22 protein-coding genes are annotated in these 21,697 nt (G+C 70.4%); 17 read left to right on the forward strand and 5 right to left on the reverse strand.

Going from position 1 to position 21,697, the window contains the following annotated elements; translation table 11 throughout:
• Positions 1-9 precede the first annotated feature (9 nt).
• The 13 genes from prmC (at position 10) to AC0L6F_RS15740 (ending at position 11,264) form a co-directional block, all read left to right on the forward strand.
• Positions 10-891, forward strand: coding sequence for a peptide chain release factor N(5)-glutamine methyltransferase (prmC, locus tag AC0L6F_RS15680; RefSeq protein WP_473538595.1), 882 nt, complete (start codon positions 10-12; stop codon positions 889-891).
• Between the two features lie 72 nt (positions 892-963).
• Entirely contained in the window at positions 964-1,698 is a 735-nt protein-coding gene (locus AC0L6F_RS15685; RefSeq protein ID WP_473538596.1) for an L-threonylcarbamoyladenylate synthase, read from the forward strand.
• The gene (locus AC0L6F_RS15690; RefSeq protein WP_473538597.1) at positions 1,695-2,918 is read left to right on the forward strand and encodes an MraY family glycosyltransferase; all 1,224 of its coding nucleotides are present in this window, start codon (positions 1,695-1,697) and stop codon (positions 2,916-2,918) included. The genes AC0L6F_RS15685 and AC0L6F_RS15690 overlap by 4 nt, the downstream gene beginning before the upstream one ends.
• Positions 2,915-3,442, forward strand: coding sequence for a hypothetical protein (locus AC0L6F_RS15695; protein WP_274637474.1), 528 nt, complete (start codon positions 2,915-2,917; stop codon positions 3,440-3,442). Before AC0L6F_RS15690 ends, AC0L6F_RS15695 begins: the two co-directional genes overlap by 4 nt.
• A gap of 102 nt (positions 3,443-3,544) precedes the next feature.
• Positions 3,545-4,369, forward strand: a complete 825-nt coding sequence (atpB, locus tag AC0L6F_RS15700) for a F0F1 ATP synthase subunit A (RefSeq protein WP_473538598.1) — start codon at positions 3,545-3,547, stop codon at positions 4,367-4,369.
• A 43-nt stretch (positions 4,370-4,412) separates the two neighbouring features.
• Positions 4,413-4,649 (forward strand): ATP synthase F0 subunit C, encoded by a 237-nt coding sequence (gene atpE, locus AC0L6F_RS15705; RefSeq protein ID WP_274637475.1) that lies wholly within the window; start codon positions 4,413-4,415, stop codon positions 4,647-4,649.
• Between the two features lie 26 nt (positions 4,650-4,675).
• Positions 4,676-5,227, forward strand: a complete 552-nt coding sequence (locus AC0L6F_RS15710) for a F0F1 ATP synthase subunit B (protein ID WP_259611571.1) — start codon at positions 4,676-4,678, stop codon at positions 5,225-5,227.
• Positions 5,227-6,015 carry a F0F1 ATP synthase subunit delta gene (locus tag AC0L6F_RS15715; RefSeq protein WP_473538599.1) on the forward strand — a complete coding sequence of 263 codons (789 nt, stop codon included), beginning with the start codon at positions 5,227-5,229 and terminating at the stop codon, positions 6,013-6,015. The genes AC0L6F_RS15710 and AC0L6F_RS15715 overlap by 1 nt, the downstream gene beginning before the upstream one ends.
• 64 nt (positions 6,016-6,079) lie before the next feature.
• Positions 6,080-7,720 carry a F0F1 ATP synthase subunit alpha gene (gene atpA, locus AC0L6F_RS15720; protein ID WP_274637477.1) on the forward strand — a complete coding sequence of 547 codons (1,641 nt, stop codon included), beginning with the start codon at positions 6,080-6,082 and terminating at the stop codon, positions 7,718-7,720.
• 19 nt (positions 7,721-7,739) lie between these two features.
• Positions 7,740-8,648, forward strand: a complete 909-nt coding sequence (locus AC0L6F_RS15725; protein ID WP_259611573.1) for a F0F1 ATP synthase subunit gamma — start codon at positions 7,740-7,742, stop codon at positions 8,646-8,648.
• Between the two features lie 23 nt (positions 8,649-8,671).
• Entirely contained in the window at positions 8,672-10,126 is a 1,455-nt protein-coding gene (atpD, locus tag AC0L6F_RS15730) for a F0F1 ATP synthase subunit beta (RefSeq protein ID WP_274637478.1), read from the forward strand.
• Between the two features lie 2 nt (positions 10,127-10,128).
• Positions 10,129-10,389 (forward strand): F0F1 ATP synthase subunit epsilon, encoded by a 261-nt coding sequence (locus AC0L6F_RS15735; protein ID WP_259611574.1) that lies wholly within the window; start codon positions 10,129-10,131, stop codon positions 10,387-10,389.
• Between the two features lie 125 nt (positions 10,390-10,514).
• Positions 10,515-11,264 (forward strand): YaaA family protein, encoded by a 750-nt coding sequence (locus AC0L6F_RS15740; RefSeq protein WP_259611575.1) that lies wholly within the window; start codon positions 10,515-10,517, stop codon positions 11,262-11,264.
• A 14-nt stretch (positions 11,265-11,278) separates the two neighbouring features.
• On the opposite strand, the gene AC0L6F_RS15745 is transcribed toward AC0L6F_RS15740, so the two are convergent.
• A complete protein-coding gene (locus AC0L6F_RS15745) occupies positions 11,279-11,671 on the reverse strand; it encodes a DUF4870 domain-containing protein (protein WP_473538600.1) in 393 nt (130 codons plus the stop codon).
• A 141-nt stretch (positions 11,672-11,812) separates the two neighbouring features.
• On the opposite strand from AC0L6F_RS15745, the gene AC0L6F_RS15750 reads away from it, so the two are divergent.
• A complete protein-coding gene (locus AC0L6F_RS15750) occupies positions 11,813-12,781 on the forward strand; it encodes an aldo/keto reductase (RefSeq protein WP_274637480.1) in 969 nt (322 codons plus the stop codon).
• 1 nt (position 12,782) lies between these two features.
• Here the strand turns inward: AC0L6F_RS15750 and AC0L6F_RS15755 are convergent, their stop codons facing one another.
• On the reverse strand, positions 12,783-13,403 hold the full coding sequence (locus AC0L6F_RS15755) for a TetR/AcrR family transcriptional regulator (protein ID WP_473538601.1): 621 nt from the start codon (positions 13,401-13,403) through the stop codon (positions 12,783-12,785).
• A 28-nt stretch (positions 13,404-13,431) separates the two neighbouring features.
• On the opposite strand from AC0L6F_RS15755, the gene AC0L6F_RS15760 reads away from it, so the two are divergent.
• Genes AC0L6F_RS15760 through paaZ form a run of 3 tightly spaced genes read left to right on the forward strand, consistent with a single transcriptional unit; the run spans position 13,432 to position 17,070 of the window.
• Positions 13,432-14,178, forward strand: a complete 747-nt coding sequence (locus AC0L6F_RS15760; protein ID WP_473538602.1) for an enoyl-CoA hydratase/isomerase family protein — start codon at positions 13,432-13,434, stop codon at positions 14,176-14,178.
• On the forward strand, positions 14,175-15,023 hold the full coding sequence (locus AC0L6F_RS15765) for a 3-hydroxyacyl-CoA dehydrogenase family protein (RefSeq protein WP_473538603.1): 849 nt from the start codon (positions 14,175-14,177) through the stop codon (positions 15,021-15,023). Before AC0L6F_RS15760 ends, AC0L6F_RS15765 begins: the two co-directional genes overlap by 4 nt.
• A 1-nt stretch (position 15,024) precedes the next feature.
• On the forward strand, positions 15,025-17,070 hold the full coding sequence (gene paaZ / locus AC0L6F_RS15770) for a phenylacetic acid degradation bifunctional protein PaaZ (protein WP_473538604.1): 2,046 nt from the start codon (positions 15,025-15,027) through the stop codon (positions 17,068-17,070).
• 128 nt (positions 17,071-17,198) lie between these two features.
• Here paaZ and AC0L6F_RS15775 read toward each other — a convergent pair whose 3' ends face one another.
• From AC0L6F_RS15775 to AC0L6F_RS15785, 3 genes are all read right to left on the reverse strand, one after another.
• Entirely contained in the window at positions 17,199-18,626 is a 1,428-nt protein-coding gene (locus tag AC0L6F_RS15775; RefSeq protein WP_473538605.1) for a rhamnulokinase, read from the reverse strand.
• A gap of 5 nt (positions 18,627-18,631) precedes the next feature.
• Entirely contained in the window at positions 18,632-20,665 is a 2,034-nt protein-coding gene (locus tag AC0L6F_RS15780) for a bifunctional aldolase/short-chain dehydrogenase (protein WP_473538606.1), read from the reverse strand.
• Positions 20,666-20,769: 104 nt separating this feature from the next.
• Positions 20,770-21,531, reverse strand: coding sequence for a DeoR/GlpR family DNA-binding transcription regulator (locus tag AC0L6F_RS15785; RefSeq protein WP_473538607.1), 762 nt, complete (start codon positions 21,529-21,531; stop codon positions 20,770-20,772).
• Between the last annotated feature and the right edge of the window lie 166 nt (positions 21,532-21,697).

Here is a 21,697-nt window from a genome sequence, read left to right on the forward strand (position 1 = left end):
AGGCCGCCCATGGACGCCGCCGACACGACTTCGCCCCGCCTGGCCGCCGCGCTCCGCGACGGCGCGCGGACCCTGGATGCGGCGGGAGTGCCCGATCCGATGGTCGATGTCGAGCTGCTCGCCGGCCACGTCCTGGGGGTCGGCCGCGGCGCCGTGCAGGCCGCCGCGCTGCGCGGCGATCCGCTGCCGGCCGAGGCCGGGGCCGCGCTCGCCGCACTGGTGGCTCGTCGCGCGCGGCGTGAGCCGCTGCAGCATCTGACCGGCACCGCGCCGTTCCGCCACCTCGAGCTGGTCGTCGGGCCGGGGGTGTTCGTCCCCCGCCCCGAGACCGAGGTGGTCGCGCAGCTGGCGATCGACGCTCTCGCCGCCGTCCCCGTGCCGCGACCGCGCGCGGTCGATCTGGGCACCGGCAGCGGTGCGATCGCCCTGGCGATGGCCACCGAGGTGCCGAACGCCGAGGTGTGGGCGGTCGAGCGGTCACCCGAGGCGTACGCGTGGACGCAGCGCAACGCCGCCCGGTACGGCGGCGCGAACGCCCATCTGGTCCTGGGCGACCTGGCCGATGCGCTGCCCGAGCTGGATGGAACCGTCGACGTCGTGGCATCCAATCCGCCGTACGTCCCGGATGACGCGATCCCGCGCGACCCGGAGGTGCGCCTGTTCGATCCGCCGCAGGCGCTGTACGGGGGAGCGGACGGGCTGGACGTGGTGCGCGTCCTCAGCCGGGTCGGCCTGCGCCTGGCCCGCCCCGGAGGGGTGATCGTGATCGAACACGGCGAGTGGCAGGGGGCGCCCATCCGGGACGTGCTCACCGGCGACGGGTGGCGGGCGGCGGCCACGCATCCCGATCTGACCCTGCGCGACCGGGCGACCACCGCGATCCGCCCCTGACCGGCGCATCCGCCCCGGTCCGCCCCTGACCGGCGTCATCCCCCAGCCGCGCGTCGCTACACTGGACGGGTCATGAGCCCCCTGTACGACTGCGACGATCCGGCGCAGCTGCTCACCGGCATGCGTCAGGCACGCCAGGCGATCGGCCGCGGAGAGCTGATCGTCATGCCCACCGACACCGTCTACGGCGTCGCCGCCGACGCGTTCTCACCGGATGCCGTGACCCGCCTGCTGGCGGCCAAGGGACGCGGACGCCAGTCGCCGCCGCCGGTGCTGGTGGCCGGCCGGCCGATGATGCAGGCCCTGGTCTCGGAGATCCCCGAGCCGGTCGACCGGCTCATCGAGGCGTTCTGGCCCGGGGGACTGACCATCGTGCTGCCCGCCCAGCCCTCGCTGTCCTGGGACCTCGGCGACACGCACGGCACGGTCGCGGTGCGGATGCCCGCCCAGCCCCTGGCCATCGAGCTGCTGGAAGAGACGGGCCCGCTGGCCGTGTCCAGCGCGAACCTCACCGGCCGCCCGGCCGCGATCGCCGCCGTCGATGCCGAGGCGATGCTCGGCGACAGCGTGGCCGTCTACCTCGACGCCGGACTCAGCGAGACCGGGGTGTCGTCCACGATCGTCGACGCGACCAGCCTGGTCGGCGGCGCCGATCCCATCGTGCGCGTGCTGCGGGTCGGCGCCATAAGCCGCGAACGGCTGCGCGACGTGCTGGGCGAGCTGCTCGAACCCGATCCCGAGGGCGAGACCCCGCCCGTGCGCTCCGAGGCGTCCGGGACGGATGCCGCAGCCGGTGGCGACGGGTGAAGCAGTACATCTTCACCATCCTGTTCACCGCCACCCTGACGCTGATCTTCTCGTGGGCGGTGTGGCGGATCGGCCTCCGATACAAGCTCTACCCGGCCATCCGCGCCCGGGACGTGCACCAGACCCCCACCCCGCGGCTCGGCGGCATCGCGATGTTCCTCGGGGCGGTGGCCGCGTTCGCCGTCTCGGCGTTCACCCCCTACTTCCAGATCTTCTGGTCGAACCCGCGACAGGTGTGGGCGATCCTGGCCGCCATGGCCCTGACCGTGCTGGTCGGGGTCGCCGACGACCTGTGGGACCTGGACTGGATGATCAAGCTGGCCGCCCAGTTCTTCGCCGCCGGGATCATCGCGTGGTTCGGACAGCTGCAGATCTACTCGCTGCCGATCGGCGGGATGACGGTGCCCTCGGCGACGGTGAGCTTCACGCTCACGGTGTTCGCGATCGTGATCGTGATGAACGCGGTCAACTTCATCGACGGTCTGGACGGACTGGTGGCCGGCGTCTGCCTGATCGCCAACGCCATCTTCTTCGTCTACTCCTACTTCATCGTGCGCGACTCGGGCGCCTCGAGCTACTTCAACCTCGCCTCGTTCATCGCGGCGATGCTGGTCGGCATGTGCCTGGGCTTCCTGCCGATGAACTGGCATCCCGCGAAGCTGTTCATGGGTGATTCCGGGGCCCTCGTGCTCGGGCTGCTGATGGCCACCGGCGCGATCGCGATCACCGGTCAGTTCGACCCGGCGACCCTCGACCCGGACGAGTTCGGGCGTTCGCAGCTGCTGGGCGCGTTCATCCCCATCCTGCTGCCGGTCGCGGTGGTGATCCTGCCGCTGCTGGACTTCGGATCGGCCGTGATCCGGCGGATGCGCGCGGGCAAGTCGCCGTTCTCCCCGGACCGCAAGCACCTGCATCACCGGATGCTGGACATGGGCCATTCCAGTCAGACCGCCGTGCTGATCTTCTACGCGTGGACGGCGATCTTCGGGCTGTCGATGCTGCTCATGTACATCGGCGTCAGCCACGGGTGGCCCGGGCAGTACTGGGGCGGCGTCGCGTTCGGCGTCCTCGGCGCGGCCGCCTGCCTGGTCGTGACGTTCATCCCGAACCACCGCCGGCGCACCTCCCCGACATCCCTCGACTCTCCGCCGCCTCCGGCATCCCCCGATCCGACTGCGCCGACCCGAGCGCACACCCCCGTCCCCCAGGAGCATCGATGACCAACCCCGCACCGGGAGCCTCCGGCAGCCCGGTCACCAGCACCCCCGTCCTGCGCGCCGTCCTGATCTGGTCGGCCGTGGTCACGGCCGTCCTCGCGGTGATCGGCGCCGTGATCGGCTTCATCGTGGCCGGCGCGCCCGGGCTGTTCAGCGCGCTGGCCGGCATCATCCTGGCCGCCCTGTTCCTGGGGATCACCGGCGCCAGCATCCTCATCGCGAACCGCTGGTTCGGCGACCCGCTCTACACGCCGATCTTCTTCGGCATCGTGCTGGGCGGATGGCTGCTGAAGTTCGTGGTGTTCATCGTCGCCCTGATCGTGCTGCGCGGTCAGCCGTGGATCGCGCCCACCGTCTTCTTCGTCGCGATCGTGGCGGGCGTGGTCGCGTCCCTGGTGATCGACGTCGTCGTCCTCACCCGGATGCGGATCCCCGCCGTGTCGGTGGACCTGCCGACCGAGGTGCCGGACGACCCGGAACCGCGCGCGGAATCCGATGAACGGGACGTTCCCCCCTCGGGTGTTTGATAGGGTGGACGAGTACCCGCCCGCTCGCGTCTGACGTCAGAGCTGAACTGCGGGTGCGCCTCATCGACCATCGTCGCAACGGTTCCGACCGATGCCCCGAAGTTGGAGCCAGCGCTGTTTACTCAAGCTGCGACCCTGATTGCGAAAGCCGCGGATTCTGACGGCGGATTCCATCCGCCGTCGATCACCGAGTTCTTCCCGCCGGTCGTGCTTTTCGAGGGCACGCCGTTCGCGCTGTCGCGCATCAACCTCATCCAGATCCTCGCGACGCTCGCGATCATCGTCATCTTCGTCCTCGGCACGCGGCGCATGAAGCTCGTCCCGGGCCGCTTCCAGAGCGTGGTCGAGTTCGGGCTGGACTTCGTCCGCAACGGCATCGCGCACGACCTCCTCGGCCGCAAAGACGGCAACCGCTTCCTGCCGATCCTGACCACCATCTTCTTCATGGTGCTGTTCATGAACCTGACCGGCATCATCCCGTTCCTGAACATCGCCGGCACCAGCATCATCGCCGTGCCGCTGCTGCTGGCCCTCATCTCGTACGCGACGTTCATCTACGCCGGCGTGAAGAAGAGCCCCAAGGGGTTCGTGCGCAACTCGCTGTTCCCCTCCGGCATCCCGATCTTCCTGCAGTGGTTCGTGGCGATCCTCGAGTTCCTCTCGACGTTCATCATCCGCCCGGTCACCCTCACCCTGCGTCTGCTGATGAACATGATCGTCGGCCACCTGATGCTGGTGCTGTTCTTCTCGGCGACGTGGTTCTTCTTCTTCACCGCCGGCAGCTGGTGGAGCCTGCTGGGCGCCGGCACGCTCGCCTTCGGCTTCGCCTTCACCCTGTTCGAGATCCTGGTGGCCGTCCTCCAGGCGTACATCTTCGCAATCCTCACCGCGGTCTACATTCAGCTCGCGATCGCGGACGAGCACTGAGCGGGCCGGCACACGCCGTCCCTCCCAACGAAAGGAAAAACCCGTGGAAGCTACTACGGTTCTGGCCGCAATGAGCGGTTCGATCGCGACCGTCGGATACGGTCTGGCAGCGATCGGCCCGGCCATCGGCATCGGTCTGGTCGTCGGCAAGACGATCGAGGGCGTCGCCCGTCAGCCCGAGCTGGCCGGCCGTCTGCAGGTCCTCATGTGGATCGGCATCGCGTTCACCGAGGCGCTCGCGTTCATCGGTATCGCCACCGGCTTCATCTTCGGCTTCTAAGCCCCCTCTTCACGTAAGGAGACAGGATGCTTCCGGCTCTTGTCACTATGGCCGCGGAAGAGGAAGCCCCGAACCCGCTGCTGCCCGAGGTCTACGACCTCGTCTGGGGTGCGGTGTGCTTCGTCGCAATCCTCCTCGTGTTCTGGAAGTTCGTGCTGCCGCGCATGCAGGACATGCTCGACCAGCGCGCCGCCGCGATCGAAGGCAACATCGAGAAGGCCGACGAGGCCCAGCGCCAGGCCGAGGCCGCGCTGGAGCAGTACACGGCCCAGCTCGCCGAGGCGCGCAAGGAGGCCGGCGAGATCCGGGAATCCGCGCGCGAGGACGCCAAGAAGATCGTCGCCGAGGCGAAGGATGCCGCCACCACCGAGGCGGGCCGCGTGACCGCGGCCGCGCACGCGCAGATCGAGGCCGAGCGGCAGTCCGCTCTGGTGTCGCTGCGGGGTGAGGTCGGTTCGCTCGCGCTCGACCTGGCCGGCGGCGTGATCGGGGAGACCCTCTCCGACGACGCCAAGGCGCAGGCGGTTGTGGATCGCTTCCTGGCCGACCTCGAGGCATCCGGAACGGCAGCTCGATAATGGGCAGCGCGACCACTCAGGCCCTTGCGGCATCGAACGCGGCGCTGGACGCCGTGTCCGGTGTCGACCTCGGTGTCGCCGGCGAGCTGTTCGCCGCGGGACGCGCCCTGGCCGACACGCCGCAGCTGAGCGGTGCGCTGGCCGATCGGGCCGCGAGCGACGACTCCCGCGCCCACCTCGTCGACACCGTCTTCGCCTCGCTGGGCGAGACGACGCGATCGCTGCTGCAGACGGTGGCCCGTCAGCGCTGGTCGTCCCCGGACGACCTCGTGGACGCCGTCGAAGAGCTCGGCATCCGCGTGGCCGCGGCGGTCGACGCCGGAGCAGACGTCGAGGGCGAGCTCTTCGACTTCGCCCGGGTGGTCGCCCGGACCCCGCAGCTCGAGCTCGCCCTGGGCAGCCGGCTGGGGGACGCCGCCGAGAAGGGGCGCCTGGTCGAGGCGCTGCTGAACGGGCGGGCCAGCACCGCGACGATCCTGATCGCGTCGTCCGTCATCCAGCGGCCGCGGGACCGACGGGTGCGCGAACTGCTCGCACGTGCAGAGCAGATCGTCGCCGGCGCACGCGGACGCACCGTGGCCACCGTGACCAGCGCGGTCGCGTTGAATCAGGCCCAGACCGAGCGGATCGCGGCCATGCTCAAGACGCGGTACGACACCGAGATCGCGGTGAACACCGTCGTCGACCCCACGCTGGTCGGAGGTCTGCGGGTGCAGATCGCCGACGACGTGATCGACGCCAGCGTCTCGTCCCGACTGGCCGACCTGCGGCAACGGCTCGCAGGCTGACACAGACTTCCCGTCCCCAGGACGGCGACTTCGGGGCCGAGGCCCCTCGAACAAAAGGAAGACAATGGCAGAACTCTCCATCAGCCCCGACGTCATCCGTGACGCGCTGAAGGACTTCGTGGCCGCCTACGAGCCCACCGGCGCCGCGGCGACCGAGGTCGGCACGGTCGTGGACGCGGCAGACGGCATCGCCCATGTCGAGGGCCTGCCCGGCGTCATGGCCAACGAGCTGGTCACGTTCGCGGACGGCACCCAGGGCCTGGCCCTGAACCTCGACGAGAGCAAGATCGGCGTGGTCGTGCTCGGCGACTTCTCCGGCGTCGAGGCCGGACAGCAGGTCACCCGCACCGGCGAGGTGCTGTCGGTGCCCGTCGGCGACGGCTACCTCGGCCGCGTCGTGGACCCGCTGGGCAACCCGATCGACGGGCTCGGCACGGTCGCCACCGACGGCCGCCGCGCGCTCGAGCTGCAGGCACCCGGTGTGATGCAGCGCAAGAGCGTGCACGAGCCGCTGCAGACCGGCATCAAGGCCATCGACGCGATGATCCCGGTGGGTCGCGGACAGCGCCAGCTGATCATCGGCGACCGTCAGACCGGCAAGACGGCGATCGCGATCGACACGATCATCAACCAGAAGTCGAACTGGGAGTCCGGCGACGAGGACAAGCAGGTCCGCTGCATCTACGTCGCCATCGGCCAGAAGGGCTCGACCATCGCCTCGGTGAAGGGCGCGCTGGAAGAGGCCGGCGCGATGGACTACACCACCATCGTCGCGGCCCCGGCATCCGACCCCGCCGGCTTCAAGTACCTCGCCCCCTACACCGGCTCGGCCATCGGCCAGCACTGGATGTACCAGGGCAAGCACGTGCTGATCGTCTTCGACGACCTGTCCAAGCAGGCCGAGGCCTACCGTGCCGTGTCGCTGCTGCTGCGTCGTCCGCCGGGGCGCGAGGCGTACCCCGGCGACGTCTTCTACCTGCACTCCCGCCTGCTCGAGCGCTGCGCGAAGCTCAGCGACGACCTGGGTGCCGGGTCGATGACCGGTCTGCCGATCATCGAGACGAAGGCCAACGACGTGTCGGCGTACATCCCGACCAACGTGATCTCGATCACGGACGGGCAGATCTTCCTGCAGTCCGACCTCTTCAACGCGAACCAGCGTCCCGCCGTGGACGTGGGCATCTCGGTGTCCCGCGTCGGCGGCGACGCCCAGGTCAAGTCGATCAAGAAGGTCTCCGGCACGCTCAAGCTCGAGCTGGCGCAGTACCGCTCGCTGGAGGCGTTCGCGATGTTCGCGAGCGACCTGGATGCGGCATCCCGCCGCCAGCTGGCCCGCGGTGCGCGACTGACCGAGCTGCTCAAGCAGCCGCAGTACTCGCCGTACCCGGTGGAGGAGCAGGTCGTCTCGATCTGGGCCGGCACCAACGGCAAGCTCGACACGATCGAGGTCGAGGACGTGCTGCGCTTCGAGCGCGAGCTGCTGGACTACATCCGGCGCAACACCACCATCCTCGACCGGCTGCGCGAGACCAACGTGCTGGATGACGACACGGTCGCCGAGCTGACGAAGGTCACCGACGCGTTCATCCCCGAGTTCCAGGGCGGCGACGGCACGGCCATCGACGCCCCGGGATCCGAGGAGCACGACGCGGCGGATGCCGGCGACGTCAACCAGGAGAAGATCGTCAAGGGCCGTCGGGGCTAGGCCCCGGGAGACGTAAGACATGGGCGCACAACTCCGGGTCTACAAGCAGAAGATCGCTTCTGCTTCGACGACCAAGAAGATCACGAAGGCGATGGAGCTCATCGCGGCTTCGCGCATCCAGAAGGCGATGGCGCGCGTACGCGCGGCATCCCCCTTCGCGCAGGCCGTGACCCGAGCCGTGTCCGCCGTCGCGACGCACTCGAACGTCGACCACCCGCTCACCCGCGAGCCCGAGCAGATCCGCCGTTCCGCGGTCGTCATCTTCACCGCCGACCGCGGGCTGGCCGGCGCCTTCAACTCGCAGATCCTGCGCGAGGGGATGGAGCTGGCCCAGCTGCTGCGGGACGAGGGCCGCGAGCCGGTGTACTACCTGATCGGCCGCAAGGCGGTGGGCTACTTCCAGTTCCGCCGGATGAGCGCCGACGCCGAGTGGGTGGGCGACACCGACACGCCGCGGTTCACCTGGGCCGAGGACATCTCCGCCACGCTGCTGGACGCCTTCGAGCGGGGCGGCGAGGACGGCGGCGTCGACGAGATCCACCTCGTGTACAACCGGTTCGTCAGCATGATGACCCAGAGCCCCGAGACGGTGCGACTGCTGCCGCTCGAGGTGGTCGAGGCATCCGCCGACGAGGACGAAGGCGCCAAGGCGCCGGTGTACCCGCTGTACGAGTTCGAGCCGGATGCCGAGACAGTGCTGGACGCGCTCCTGCCGGTCTACATCCAGAGCCGCGTCTTCAACGCCCTTCTGCAGTCGTCCGCGGCCAAGCACGCCGCGACGCAGAAGGCGATGAAGTCGGCCAGCGACAACGCCGACAAGCTCATCACCGATTACACCCGCCTGCGCAACAACGCGCGCCAGGCCGAGATCACGCAGCAGATCGCCGAGATCGTCGGCGGTGCCGACGCCCTGGCGAGCGGCAAGTAGAACCCACCGAAAGAGAAGAAGCCATGAGCCTCACCGCACAGGAGACTGAGACCGCGACGCTTGCCGTCGGCCGTGTCGCGCGCGTCACCGGCCCGGTGGTCGACATCGAGTTCCCGCACGATTCGATCCCGGACATCTACAACGCGCTGAAGACCACGATCACGATCGGCTCCGAGTCGACCGAGATCACCCTCGAGGTCGCCCAGCACCTGGGCGACGACCTGGTCCGCGCCATCTCGCTCAAGCCCACGGACGGAATGGTCCGCGGACAGGAGGTGCGCAACACCGGCGGGCCGATCACGGTCCCGGTCGGCGACGTCACCAAGGGCCGCGTGTTCAACGTGACCGGCGACATCCTCAACGCCGAGCCGGGCGAGACCATCGAGGTCACCGAGCGCTGGGGCATCCACCGCCAGGCGCCGAACTTCGACCAGCTCGAGTCGAAGACCACGATGTTCGAGACCGGCATCAAGGTCATCGACCTGCTCACCCCGTACGTGCAGGGCGGCAAGATCGGCCTGTTCGGCGGCGCGGGCGTGGGCAAGACCGTCCTCATCCAGGAGATGATCCAGCGCGTGGCGCAGGACCACGGCGGTGTGTCGGTGTTCGCCGGTGTCGGCGAGCGCACCCGTGAGGGCAACGACCTGATCGCCGAGATGGAAGAGGCGGGGGTCTTCGACAAGACCGCCCTGGTGTTCGGCCAGATGGACGAGCCGCCGGGGACGCGCCTGCGGGTGGCCCTGTCCGCGCTGACGATGGCGGAGTACTTCCGCGACGTGCAGAAGCAGGACGTGCTGCTGTTCATCGACAACATCTTCCGGTTCACCCAGGCCGGGTCCGAGGTGTCCACGCTGCTGGGCCGCATGCCCTCCGCGGTGGGCTACCAGCCGAACCTCGCCGACGAGATGGGGGTGCTGCAGGAGCGCATCACCTCGACCCGCGGCCACTCGATCACCTCGCTGCAGGCGATCTACGTGCCCGCCGACGACTACACCGACCCGGCTCCGGCCACGACGTTCGCCCACCTGGACGCCACCACCGAGCTGTCGCGTGAGATCGCCTCGAAGGGTCTGTACCCTGCGGTCGACCCGCTCACCTCGACCAGCCGGATCCTGGACCCGCGCTACATCGGCGAGGACCACTACCGGGTGGCGACCGCCGTGAAGCAGATACTGCAGAAGAACAAGGAGCTGCAGGAGATCATCGCGATCCTGGGTGTCGACGAGCTGTCCGAAGAGGACAAGATCGTCGTCTCGCGGGCCCGCCGCATCCAGCAGTTCCTGTCGCAGAACACGTACATGGCCAAGAAGTTCACCGGCGTCGAGGGCTCGACGGTCCCGATCAAGGAGACCATCGAGTCGTTCGACGCGATCGTCAAGGGCGAGTACGACCACGTCGCCGAGCAGGCGTTCTTCAACGTCGGCGGCATCGCCGATGTCGAGGCCAAGTGGGCGCAGATCCAGAAGGAGAACGGCTGATCATGCCGCTGCAGGTCACTCTCGTCTCCGCCGAGGCCGAGGTCTGGTCGGGCGAGGCGTCGCTGGTGATCGCCAAGACCGTCGAAGGCGAGATCGGCTTCATGACCGGTCACGAGCCGGTGCTGGCGATCCTCGCCGAGGGGCGTGTGCGCATCACCGGCACCGACGGGGTCAAGGTCGAGGCGGACGCGAAGGACGGGTTCGTCTCGGTCGAGAACGACCGGGTGACGATCGTGGCGGGTTCTGCCGCCCTCGTGCCCTGACCCCTTTCTCGGCGAAATCGTACGATGTGGCCGAGAGCACATCAAACCCGGCCAGGTTTGATGTGCTCTCGGCGTTTTGATGTGCAGTCGCGGCTGGTCGTGGCGGCCAGGACAGGAGCGAGCGGATGCTGGTGCTGTTGCCGCCCTCGGAGACCAAGCGCACCGGGGGTCGCTCCCGCCCGCTGAACCTGGACACCCTGGCCTTCCCGCAGCTGAAGCCCGAGCGCGAGGCGGTCGCCGCGGCCCTCGTGGCGCTCTCGGCCGACGCGGAGGCGGCCGCCCGGGTGCTGAAGCTCTCGGACCGGCAGCGCGGTGAGCTCGCCCACAACACAGCGCTGCGCACCGGGCCCACCCTGCCCGCGGTCGACCGGTACACCGGCGTGCTGTTCGACGCGCTGAGGGCGTCGACGATGGATGCCGCGGCCCGGCGCTGGCTGGCCGGGCACGTGCTGATCCACTCGGCCCCGTTCGGTCCGGTGGGCGCGCTGGACGCGATCCCGGCCTACCGGCTCGCCGCCGGCACGGCGCTGCCCGGTCTGCCGCCACTGCGGCGGCACTGGGCCGAGCCGGTCGCGACCGCGCTGGCGGCGGCATCCGCGTCGTTCGTCCTGGATCTGCGCTCCGAGGCCTACGTCGCCCTCGGGCCGGTGCCGTCGACGGTCGCCTCGACGTACCTGCGCGTGGTCACCGACGGACCGGACGGGGCCGCGCGCGCCCTGAACCACTTCAACAAGCACGCCAAGGGCGCCCTGGTGCGGCGCCTGGCCACCGAGCGTCCGCGGATCCAGTCGCTGGGCGCGCTGCGCCGCTGGGCGGATGCCGCGGGCCTCACGCTGCGCGACGGGATGCCGGGCGAACTCGACCTGGTCGTCTGAGCGCCGCGCGACCGCTACTTGATGAAGCGGAAGTTGACCGGGTAGCGGTAGCCGCCGCCGGCGCTCACCTTCAGACCGCCCATGATCGACCAGATCACGTTCACGATCCACAGCGCCAGCGCCACCAGGCTCAGCAGCAGCGCGATCAGCCAGCCGATGAACGGGATGGCGTCGAGCACGCCGCCGACGATCCAGAGGATCACCCAGCCGATCGTGGCGGTGATCTGCCAGTTGAGGGCCTCCTTGCCCTCGACGTCGGTACGCGGCCCGCGGTCCTTCAGGATCAGCCAGATCAGCAGCGATGGCAGGAAGCCGACGATGCCGCCGATGTGCGCCCACATCGCGGCCTGCTGGTCCGCCTCGGGCGAGAGCGGGCCCGCGGGGACGGGCGTGCTCGCGTCACTCATCTCTTCTCCCCTTCCTGGGTGGTCCCGCGACGCCCCGAGAGCGCACGGAACTGCACGTACAGCCCCTCAACATAGCGTGAGCGCCGGGGCAGCGGAAGCACGACGGGACGCAGAGGCCGTAACGTGGACGGGGTGACGGACATGCAGCAGCGCCGGGTCGGCGCCTCGGGACTCCTGGTCAGCGCGGTCGGACTCGGATGCAACAACTTCGGCCGCGCCGGGACGCGCACCGAAGGTCTGGAGGGCACGACGGCGGTGATCGACGCCGCGCTGGAGGCCGGGGTCACGTTCCTGGACACCGCCGACATCTACGGACGGGAGCCCGGCCTGAGCGAGACGCTCATGGGCGAGGCGCTGCGCGGACGCCGGGACGAGGTCGTGCTGGCCACGAAGTTCGGCCACTCCCGCGCGACGGCCGGGATCGTCGCCGGGGCCAAGGGCTCGCGCAGCTATGTGCGGCGGGCGGTGGAGGCATCCCTGCGCCGGCTGCAGACGGACTGGATCGACCTCTACCAGCTGCACACACCCGACAACGAGACGCCGATGGAAGAGACCCTCGACGCCCTGTCCGATCTGGTGCGCGAGGGCAAGGTCCGCTACATCGGGCACTCGAACTTCTCCGGCTGGCAGATCGCCGAGGGCCATTTCGTCGCGCGCGAGCAGCGCGCGGTGCCGTACATCTCGTCGCAGAACGAGTACAGCCTGCTGAACCGGCACGCCGAGCGGAACGTGCTCCGCGCCGTCGAGCGGTACGGGCTCGGGTTCTTCCCCTACTTCCCGCTGCAGAACGGCCTGCTCACCGGCAAGTTCACCCGCGAGGGCGGACCCGCCGACAGCCGGATCATGCGGCAGCGGCGCCATGTCTGGGCGGATGCCCCGTGGGACGCGCTGGAGTCGTATCAGGCCTTCTGCGACCAGCGGGGGATCACCATGCTGCAGGCGACGTACGGCTGGCTGCTGGCGCGCCCGTCGCTGTCCAGCGTGATCGCCGGCGCGACGACCCCGGAGCAGGTGCGCGCCAATGCCGCCGCGCCCGCCGCGTGGACACCGGATGACGAGGACCTGGCCGCGATCGACGCGCTGTTCCCGCCGCCGGCGGCGGCGGACTGACTCACCGCGTCCGCAGGCCGTCCAGGGCGACCGCCAGCACGTCCCGGGCCAGCTGATCGGCCGACTCGCCGCCGCCGGGCCGGTACCACTCCACCAGCGAGTTGACCATGCCGAACACGAGCCGGGTGGCCACGGACGCGTCGACGTCTGCGCGCACCGAACCCTCGTCCTGGGCGGCGCGCACGAGCGCGGTCACCCGCTGATCGAACGCCCGCCGACGCCCGAGCGCGGCCCGCTCGACGTCGCTGTTGCCGCGCACGCGCAGCAGCAGGGTGACCGCCGGCAGCTGCGCGACCAGCACCTGCACCGCTCCGCGCAGCACGGCGCCCAGTCGCTCGGTGGCCGTCCCGCTGGTGGCCTCGGGGGTCGCCAGCACGGCTTCCAGCCCGCCGAGCGCCTGCTCGAGGGCGAGCGAGAGCAGCTCCTCCTTGGAATCGAAGTGGTGGTACATCGCGGCCTTGCTCACGCCCAGCCGCTCGGCCAGCTGCGCGACGCTGGTCGCGTCGTAGCCCTGCTCGATGAACGCGGCCACGGCGACGGCCAGGATCTGGTCGCGGTCGTACCCGGGTCGTCCGCGTCGGGCCGGTTCGCTCACCGCCCCAGTCTGGCACGGCTGGTCCATTTCCTGAACGATCGGTAAGGTATTCGGTGTGGACGAAGACGACACCCCGCTGCGGATCGAGCGGCGCGCCGACCGGGTGGTCGCGACGCTGCACCGCCCGCGGGTGCGCAACGCCATCGACCAGGATCTCGTCGACCGGCTGCACGCGCTGTGCGGCGAACTGGAGGCGTCCCCGCGCATCCTGATCATCACCGGCGCCGGCGGCGTGTTCGCCTCCGGCGCCGACATCGCCCAGCTGCGCGACCGGCGCGCGGCCGATGCGCGCGCGGGCATCAACACCGCCGTGTTCACCCGCATCCGCGCCCTGCCGATGCCGGTGATCGCGGCCGTCGACGGCTACGCCCTGGGCGGGGGAGCCGAGCTGGCCTACGCCGCCGACCTGCGCCTGGGCACGCCGACGACGAAGATCGGCAACCCCGAGACCGGGCTGGGCATCATCGCCGGCGCCGGAGCCACCTGGCGGCTGCCCGAGCTGGTGGGCGAGGCGCGGGCCGCCGAGCTGCTGTTCACCGGGCGCATCCTGGGCGCCGACGAGGCCCTGGCATGGGGGCTGCTGACGGCCGTGCATCCCGCCGACGAACTCATCCCGGCCGCGCATGCCCTGGCCGATCGGATCGTCGCCAACGACCCGCTCGCGGTGCGGCACACCAAGACCGCGCTGCGTGCCCCCGCCGACGCGCACCCGGCGATCGAGCTCGCGCTGCAGGCCGAGCTGTTCGAGAGCCCGGAGAAGCGACGCCGGATGACGGCGTTCCTGGATCGGCGGGCGCGATGATCGCCGCGAGGGTGGGCGTGATCGGCGGCGGCCGGATGGGTGCGGGGATCGCGCACGCGTTCCTGTGCGCGGGCGCCGAGGTCGTCGTGCTCGAGCGGGACGAGCCGACGGCGGATGCCGCAGCCGCCCGGATCCGGGAGCTGATCGCCGGCTCCTCCCGGCGCGGCGTGCTCGACCGGCCGATCGCAGAGGTCGAGGCATCCCTCGGCTGCGGCGTCGACGCGGCCGCACTGGCCGGCTGCGCGCTCGTGGTCGAGGCGGTGCCGGAGGACCGCCCGCTCAAGAACGCCGCATTCGCTCGGGCCGAGGCGGTGATCGACGCGGACGCGGTGCTGGCCTCGAACACCTCGTCGATCTCGATCGACGCGCTGGCGGCCGGGGTGGCCCGGCCCGAGCGCTTCGTCGGCATGCACTTCTTCAACCCGGTGCCGTCGTCGCGGCTGGTCGAGGTCGTCACCGGCGCGGCCACCGCCCCGGCCGTCCTCGAGCGCGTGCGGGACTGGGTCGGGCAGATCGGCAAGACCGCGGTCGTGGTGCGGGACGCGCCGGGCTTCGCCTCCAGCCGGCTGGGCGTGGCGCTCGGACTGGAGGCCATCCGGATGGTCGAAGAGGGCGTGGCCGAACCCGCCGACATCGATGCGGCCATGGAGCTCGGCTACCGGCATCCGACCGGCCCGCTGCGCACCACCGACATCGTCGGACTGGACGTGCGGCTGGGCATCGCCGAAGAGCTGCACGCGCAGCTGGGGGAGCGGTTCGCTCCGCCCGAGCTGCTGCGGCGGATGGTCGCCGAGGGGCGTCTGGGCCGCAAGTCGGGCCGTGGATTCTACGAATGGAGCGACTGAGATGACCGAGATCCTGCCCAGCCACCTGCAGGGCGACTGGTGGACGCCCGGCGACGGCACCGACGCGGTGCTCGTGCGCGACGCGTCCACCGGCGCCGAGATCTGCCGGGTCAGCGCGCGCGGCGCCGACCTGGCCGGCGCGCTCGCGTACGCGCGGCAGAGCGGGCGGGACAGCCTGGGCGCGCTGACCTTCCACCAGCGCGCGCTGCTGCTCAAGCAGTTCGCCACCGTGCTGAACGAGCGCAAGGCCGAGCTGTACGAGCTGTCCGCCCGCGCCGGGTGCACGGCGCGGGATGCGATGGTCGACGTCGACGGCGGCATCGGGGTGCTGTTCACCTACGCGTCCAAGGGACGCCGCGAGCTGCCCAACGCCCAGGTGTACCTGGACGGCCCGGCCGAGACGCTCGCCAAGGACGGCTCGTTCCTGGGGCGGCACGTCTACACCCGGCTGCCGGGCGCGGTGGTGCAGATCAACGCCTTCAACTTCCCGATGTGGGGGCCGCTGGAGAAGCTCGCCCCCGCGTTCCTGGCCGGCATGCCCACGATCATCAAGCCCGCCACCCCGACCGCGTACATCACCGAGGCATGGGTGCGGATGCTGCTGGATTCGGGTCTCGTGCCCGCCGGCGCGCTGCAGCTGGTCTGCGGTGCGCTGCCGGGCCTGTTCGACCTGCTGACGCTCGGCGACGCCGTCGCGTTCACCGGCTCGGCGTCGACGGCGGCCGGCCTGCGTGCGCAGACCCCCGACGGCGTGCGGTTCACCAGCGAGACCGACTCGATCAACGCATCGGTGCTGGGGCCGGATGCGACCCCGGGCACTGCCGTGTTCGATGCGTTCGTGCGGCAGCTGATGGTGGAGCTGACCGCCAAGACGGGGCAGAAGTGCACCGCGATCCGGCGCGCGATCGTCCCCGTCGGGCTGCGGGATGCGGTCGTGGACGCGCTGCGGACGAAGCTGGCGAAGGTCGTGATCGGCGACCCGCGCGCGGAGGGCGTGACCATGGGCCCGCTGGTGTCGGTCGCGCAGGCTCACCAGTTGATCCGCCGGGTGGATCAACTGGTGAGTGCCGGCGGAGAGATGCTCATCGGGTCGCGGTCGGCGCCCGAGGTCGTCCGCGGCGACGGCACGGTGGGCGCGGCGCCGGACGGCGCGTTCGTCGAGCCGATCCTGATCGGGTTCGGGCCGGACGCGCCGGATGTCGCGCACGAGGTCGAGGCGTTCGGACCGGTCTCGTCCCTGATCGGCTATGAGACGGTGGCGCAGGCGATCGAACTCGCCAACCGCGGCGGCGGATCGCTGGTGACCAGTGTGGCCACCGACGAGCCGGCGGTCGCGACCGCGCTGATGACCGGCATCGGCGCACACAACGGACGGGTGCTGTTCCTGGACTCGATCGATGCCCGCACCTCGACCGGGCACGGGTCGCCCGTGCCGCACCTCGTGCACGGCGGCCCGGGCCGCGCCGGCGGCGGGGAGGAGCTGGGCGGCATCCGCGCGGTGCTGCACTTCATGCAGCGCACCGCCGTGCAGGGCTCGCCGCAGATGCTGACCGCGCTGACCGGGGTGTGGCATCCCGGTGCGGACGTGCGCGCGGACGACGAGCATCCGTTCCGCAAGCCGCTGGCCCGGCTGCGGGTCGGCGACCAGCTCGCCTCGGCCTCGCGCGAGGTGACGCTGGAGGACATCGAGACGTTCGCACACTTCACCGGCGACACGTTCTACGCCCACATGGACGAAGAGGCGGCCGCCGCGAACCCGTTCTTCCCCGGCCGGGTGGCGCACGGGTACCTGCTCGTCTCGTTCGCGGCCGGACTGTTCGTCGACCCCGCGCCGGGGCCGGTGCTGGCCAACTACGGTCTGGAGGACCTGCGCTTCGTCACCCCGGTCTCACCGGGTGACAGCATCCGGGTCGTGCTCACGGCGAAGCAGCTCACGCCGCGCGAGACGGACGACTACGGCGAGGTGCGCTGGGACGCGGTCATCCGCAACCAGAACGACGACCTCGTCGCGTCCTACGACGTGCTCACGCTGGTGGCGAAGGAATAGCGGGCTCGCCCGGGCCGCTCGCCGAAACCGGGGATGCTCGGCCGGACCGAGGAGTTCGGCCTGGGTCTCGCGGAGAATGCCCGGGCTCGCGCTGTCAGAGCCGCGGCCGTCCACACGGAGCCGATCGGTCAGTGCGTGCGCGGCTCGAAGCGTCGGGTGGGCGCGCTCGCGGCGACGATCGCGCGCAGGGAGTCCAGACTGCCGGACAGCAGCCCGGTCGCCCGCGCCTGCACCAGCACGTTGCCCATCGCGGTGGCCTCCACCGGCCCCGCGATCACCGGCAGGCCGAGCCGGTCGGCGGCGAGCTGGCACAGCAGCGCGTTCTGCGATCCGCCGCCGGCGATGTGGACCACCCGCACCTCCTTGCCGGACAGCGCGGCGGCCGCGTGCACCGCGGCGGCGAACGCGTCCGCGAGGGACTCGTTGATCGCACGCACGAACTGCGCCGGCGTCTGCGGCACGGGCTGACCGGCCTCCGCACAGCACTGTGCGATCCGCGCCGGCATGTCGCCGGGGGCCAGCAGCCGGGGGTCGTTCGCATCGAAGTGCGCGCCGCCGGGCAGCGCCGCCGCTTCTGCCAGCAGCGCCGTCAGGTCGATCTGCCGGCCGGCATGCTCCCAGGTGCGGATGCTCTCGGACTGCAGCCACAGCCCCATGATGTTCTTCAGATAGCGGGTGCGCCCGTCCACGCCGCCCTCGTTCGTGAAGTTCTCCCGCCGCCCGGCGTCGGTCAGCACGGGATGCTCGGTCTCGACCCCGACCAGCGCCCAGGTGCCGCAGGAGACATAGGCGAAGTCGTCCCCGACGGCCGGGAGGCCGACGACGGCCGATGCGGTATCGTGCGAGCCGACGGTGTGCACCGGGATCTGCGCACCGATCTCTTCGGCCAGGCCCGGCAGCAGCGCGCCGACCGGCGTGCCGGCCTCGACGAGCTCGGGGAAGAGGTCGCGGGGAAGCGACAGGCGCTCCAGCAGGTCGGTCGCCCACTCGCGCGTGCGCACGTCGAGCAGGCCGGTGGTCGATGCGTTCGTGCGCTCGGCGACGAGCCGCCCGGTCAGCCAGTAGGTGATCAGGTCGGGGATCAGCAGGGCGCGGTCTCCGGCGGCCAGGCGTCCGGCGAGCCGGTCATCGGCGAGCTGGTAGAGCGAGTTGATCGGGATCACCTGCAGCCCGCTGACCGCGTACAGCGCCTCGGGGGAGATCAGCTCGTGGGTCGCGCGCATGCCGCGTGCGGTGCGCTCGTCGCGGTAGTGGTACGGGTTGCCCAGGAGCGCCCCGTCGCGCAGGAGCCCGTAGTCGACGCCCCACGAGTCCACGGCGATGCTGTGCAGCTCGCCCTCCTGCCGCAGCGCGGCGCGCAGGCCGATCCGGATCGACCGGTACTGCTCCAGCAGGTTCCAGTGCAGCGCCTCGGTCGTGCCCTCCCAGTGGCGCACCGGATTGTTCTCGAAGCGCTGCACGATCTGCAGGCGCACCGCTGCGTCGGCGACCCGGCCGACCACGACACGTCCGCTCGTGGCCCCGAGGTCGATCGCGGCGACCGATCCGCTGCGCATGGCCGCTACCGGAGGAACGCGGCGGCGACGCCGGAGTCGACGGGGATGTGCACGCCGGTGGTGCGGCTGAGCTCGGGGCCGGTCAGCACGAAGACGGCATCGGCGACGCTCTCGGGCACGACCTCGCGCTTGAGCAGGGTGCGGTCGGCGTAGAACTGGCCGAGGTCCTCCTCCTTCACCCCGTAGGTCTTGGCGCGGTCGGCGCCCCAGCCCGAGGAGAAGATGCCCGAGCCGCGTACGACGCCGTCGGGATTTATGCCGTTGACCTTGATGCCGAACTCGCCGAGCTCGGCGGCCAGCAGGCGCACCTGATGCGCCTGGTCGGCCTTGGCGGCCGAATACGCGATGTTCTTCGGACCGGCGAAGACCGAGTTCTTCGATGAGATGTAGACGATGTCGCCGCCCAGTCCCTGTGCGATGAGCACCTTGGCCGCGGCCTGCGACACCAGGAACGAGCCCTTCGACATCACATCGTGGAGCAGATCCCAGTCCGCCTCGGTGGTGTCGATCAGCGAGGCGGCGATGGACAGGCCGGCGTTGTTCACGACGAGGTCGACGCCGCCGAAGGCGAGCACGGCCGCGTCCACCGCGGCCTGGACGGCTGCGGCATCCGCCACGTTCACGGCCACGCCGACGGCCACGTCCGGGCCGCCGATCTCGGCGGCCGCGGCCTCGGCCTTGCCCGGATCGAGGTCGGCGATCACCACGCAGGCGCCTTCGGCGGCGAGCCTGGTGGCGATGGCCTTGCCGATCCCGGATGCGGCGCCGGTGACCAGCGCGATGCGCCCCTGGTGCGATTTGGGCGCCGGTCTGCGCTGCAGCTTGGCCTCTTCGAGCGCCCAGTACTCGATGCGGAACTTCTCGGCATCCGAGATGGGGGTGTAGCGGGACACCGCCTCGGCGCCGTGCATCACGTTGATCGCGTTGCGATAGAACTCGCCGGCGACGCGGGCGGTCTGCTTGTCAGCGCCGTAGCTGAACATGCCCACGCCCGGGACGAGGACGATGAGCGGGTCTGCGCCGCGGATGGCCGGGCTGTCGGCGGTCGCGTGCGCGTCGTAGTACGCCCGGTAGTCGGCGCGGTACGCCTCGTGGCGCTCGGTGAGGCGTGCGATCGACTCCTCGACCGACGCATCGGCGGGCAGGTCGAGCACCATCGGCTTGATCTTCGTGCGCAGGAAGTGATCCGGGCAGCTGGTGCCGAGGTCGGCCAGCGGCAGCAGCTTCTCGCGGGAGAGGAAGTCGAGCACCGGCGCGGAGTCGTCGAAGTGGCCGACCATCACGCTGTCCTGCGACGCGATCCGGCGGATGACGGGGGCCAGCGCCGCCGCCTTGGCGCGGCGCTCGGCGTCCGGCAGCGGTTCCCATCCCGCCACGACCGCGCCGAACGACTCGGCGACGCCGTGCGCGGCGATGTAGGCCGCAGCGGTGTCGATGATCCACAGCGAATTGCGTTCGCACTCCTGGCTGGTCTGCCCCCACGCGGTGATGCCGTGACCGCCCAGGATGCACCCGACGGCGTCGGGGTGCGCGCGCCGGATGGCCGCGATGTCCAGGCCGAGCTGGAATCCGGGGCGGCGCCACGGGACCCACACCACCTTGTCGCCGAAGATCGCGGCCGTCAGCTGTTCGCCGTCGGCGGCGGTGGCGATCGCGATGCCCGAGTCCGGATGCAGATGGTCGACGTGGGGGGCGTCGACCAGGCCGTGCATCGGGGTGTCGATCGAGGGGGCCACCGTGCCCTTGCCGTGCACGCAGTAGTCGAACGCGGCGACCATCTCGTCCTCGCGCTCCACGCCCGGGTACACGGCCTGGAGCGCGCGGAACCGGTCCAGGCGCAGCACGGCGAGCCCGCTCTCCTTCAGCGTGCCCAGGTCGCCACCGGATCCCTTCACCCAGAGCAGCTCGACCGGCTCGCCGGTGACCGGATCGATCTCGGTGCCCTTGGCCGAGGTGTTGCCGCCGGCGTAGTTGGTGTTCTTCGGATCGCTGCCCAGACGGTGGGATCGCCCGATGAGTTCTGCTGACGTGGTGCGCATGGCTTCAATCTGATGGAGGGCCGGCTCCGCTGCCGACATTGTTAGGAAACGTTCGTTCTGGTGTGCAATGTAACAAGAAATGACGTCGTCGACAAGCGTGACGATCAGCGCACCTCGACCTGATCCCGGAACTCGTCCAGGCGCGGGTCGCCGGGGGCGAGTTCGGTGATCAGCACCGAGACCCGGCTGAGCTCGAGCCCGGATGCCGTCGCGGACTGCATCAGCTTGGACGAGTCCAGGCAGAGCACGACATCCTTCGAGACCCGGGCGAACGCGCGCTTCATCTGCGCTTCGGCGAGCGAGACCTCGGTGGTCCCGAAGCCGGCATCGACCGCGCTGGCCGAGGAGAAGAACCGGATGTAGCGCAGCGACTCCGCGGCCTGCACCGCCAGCGGTCCGACGAAGGTGTCGGTCGATTCCTCGGTCTCGCCCCCGATCAGGATGGGCGTGACGCCGGGAGTGCCCTTCAATGCGGCGTAGGTGGGATAGCAGTTCGTGCTCGCGACCAGGCCGGAGCGCGGGCCGATCCGCGCGGCCAGGGTGCCCACCGTCGTCGATGCGTCGAAGGCGACCGAGCCGAACCGCGGCACGAGGGCGAGAGCCTTCTCGGCGATGACATCCTTCGCGCGGGAGTTCACCGACTGCCGCTCGCGATACGGGCGGGGCCCGATCACCGAGATCGCACCGCCTCGCACTCGGCGCAGCAGACCCTCGGACTCGAGATCGGCCAGATCGCGCCGGATGGTCATCGCCGAGACCCCCAGCGAGGTGGCGGCCTCGGCCAGCCGGATGATGTTGTCGCGCTCGAGCATCGCGAGAAGCTGGGCGCGCCGTTCCTCGGACTCCGTGCTGCTGGTGATCGCCATCGATGTCCCTTCCGCTGTGACATTTATGTTATCTCCAAGCCACACCGCACATCAATCCTTGAGAAGGCTCGAAAAAACAGGGATCGAACGTGTGTCTTGCCAAATCATTGACACACGGTCGGGTGGGTGTTAGATTCCCGTCGTGGTTCATTGAACCACTCCTGAA

It is taken from the genome of Microbacterium sp. G2-16M (genome assembly GCF_055809115.1).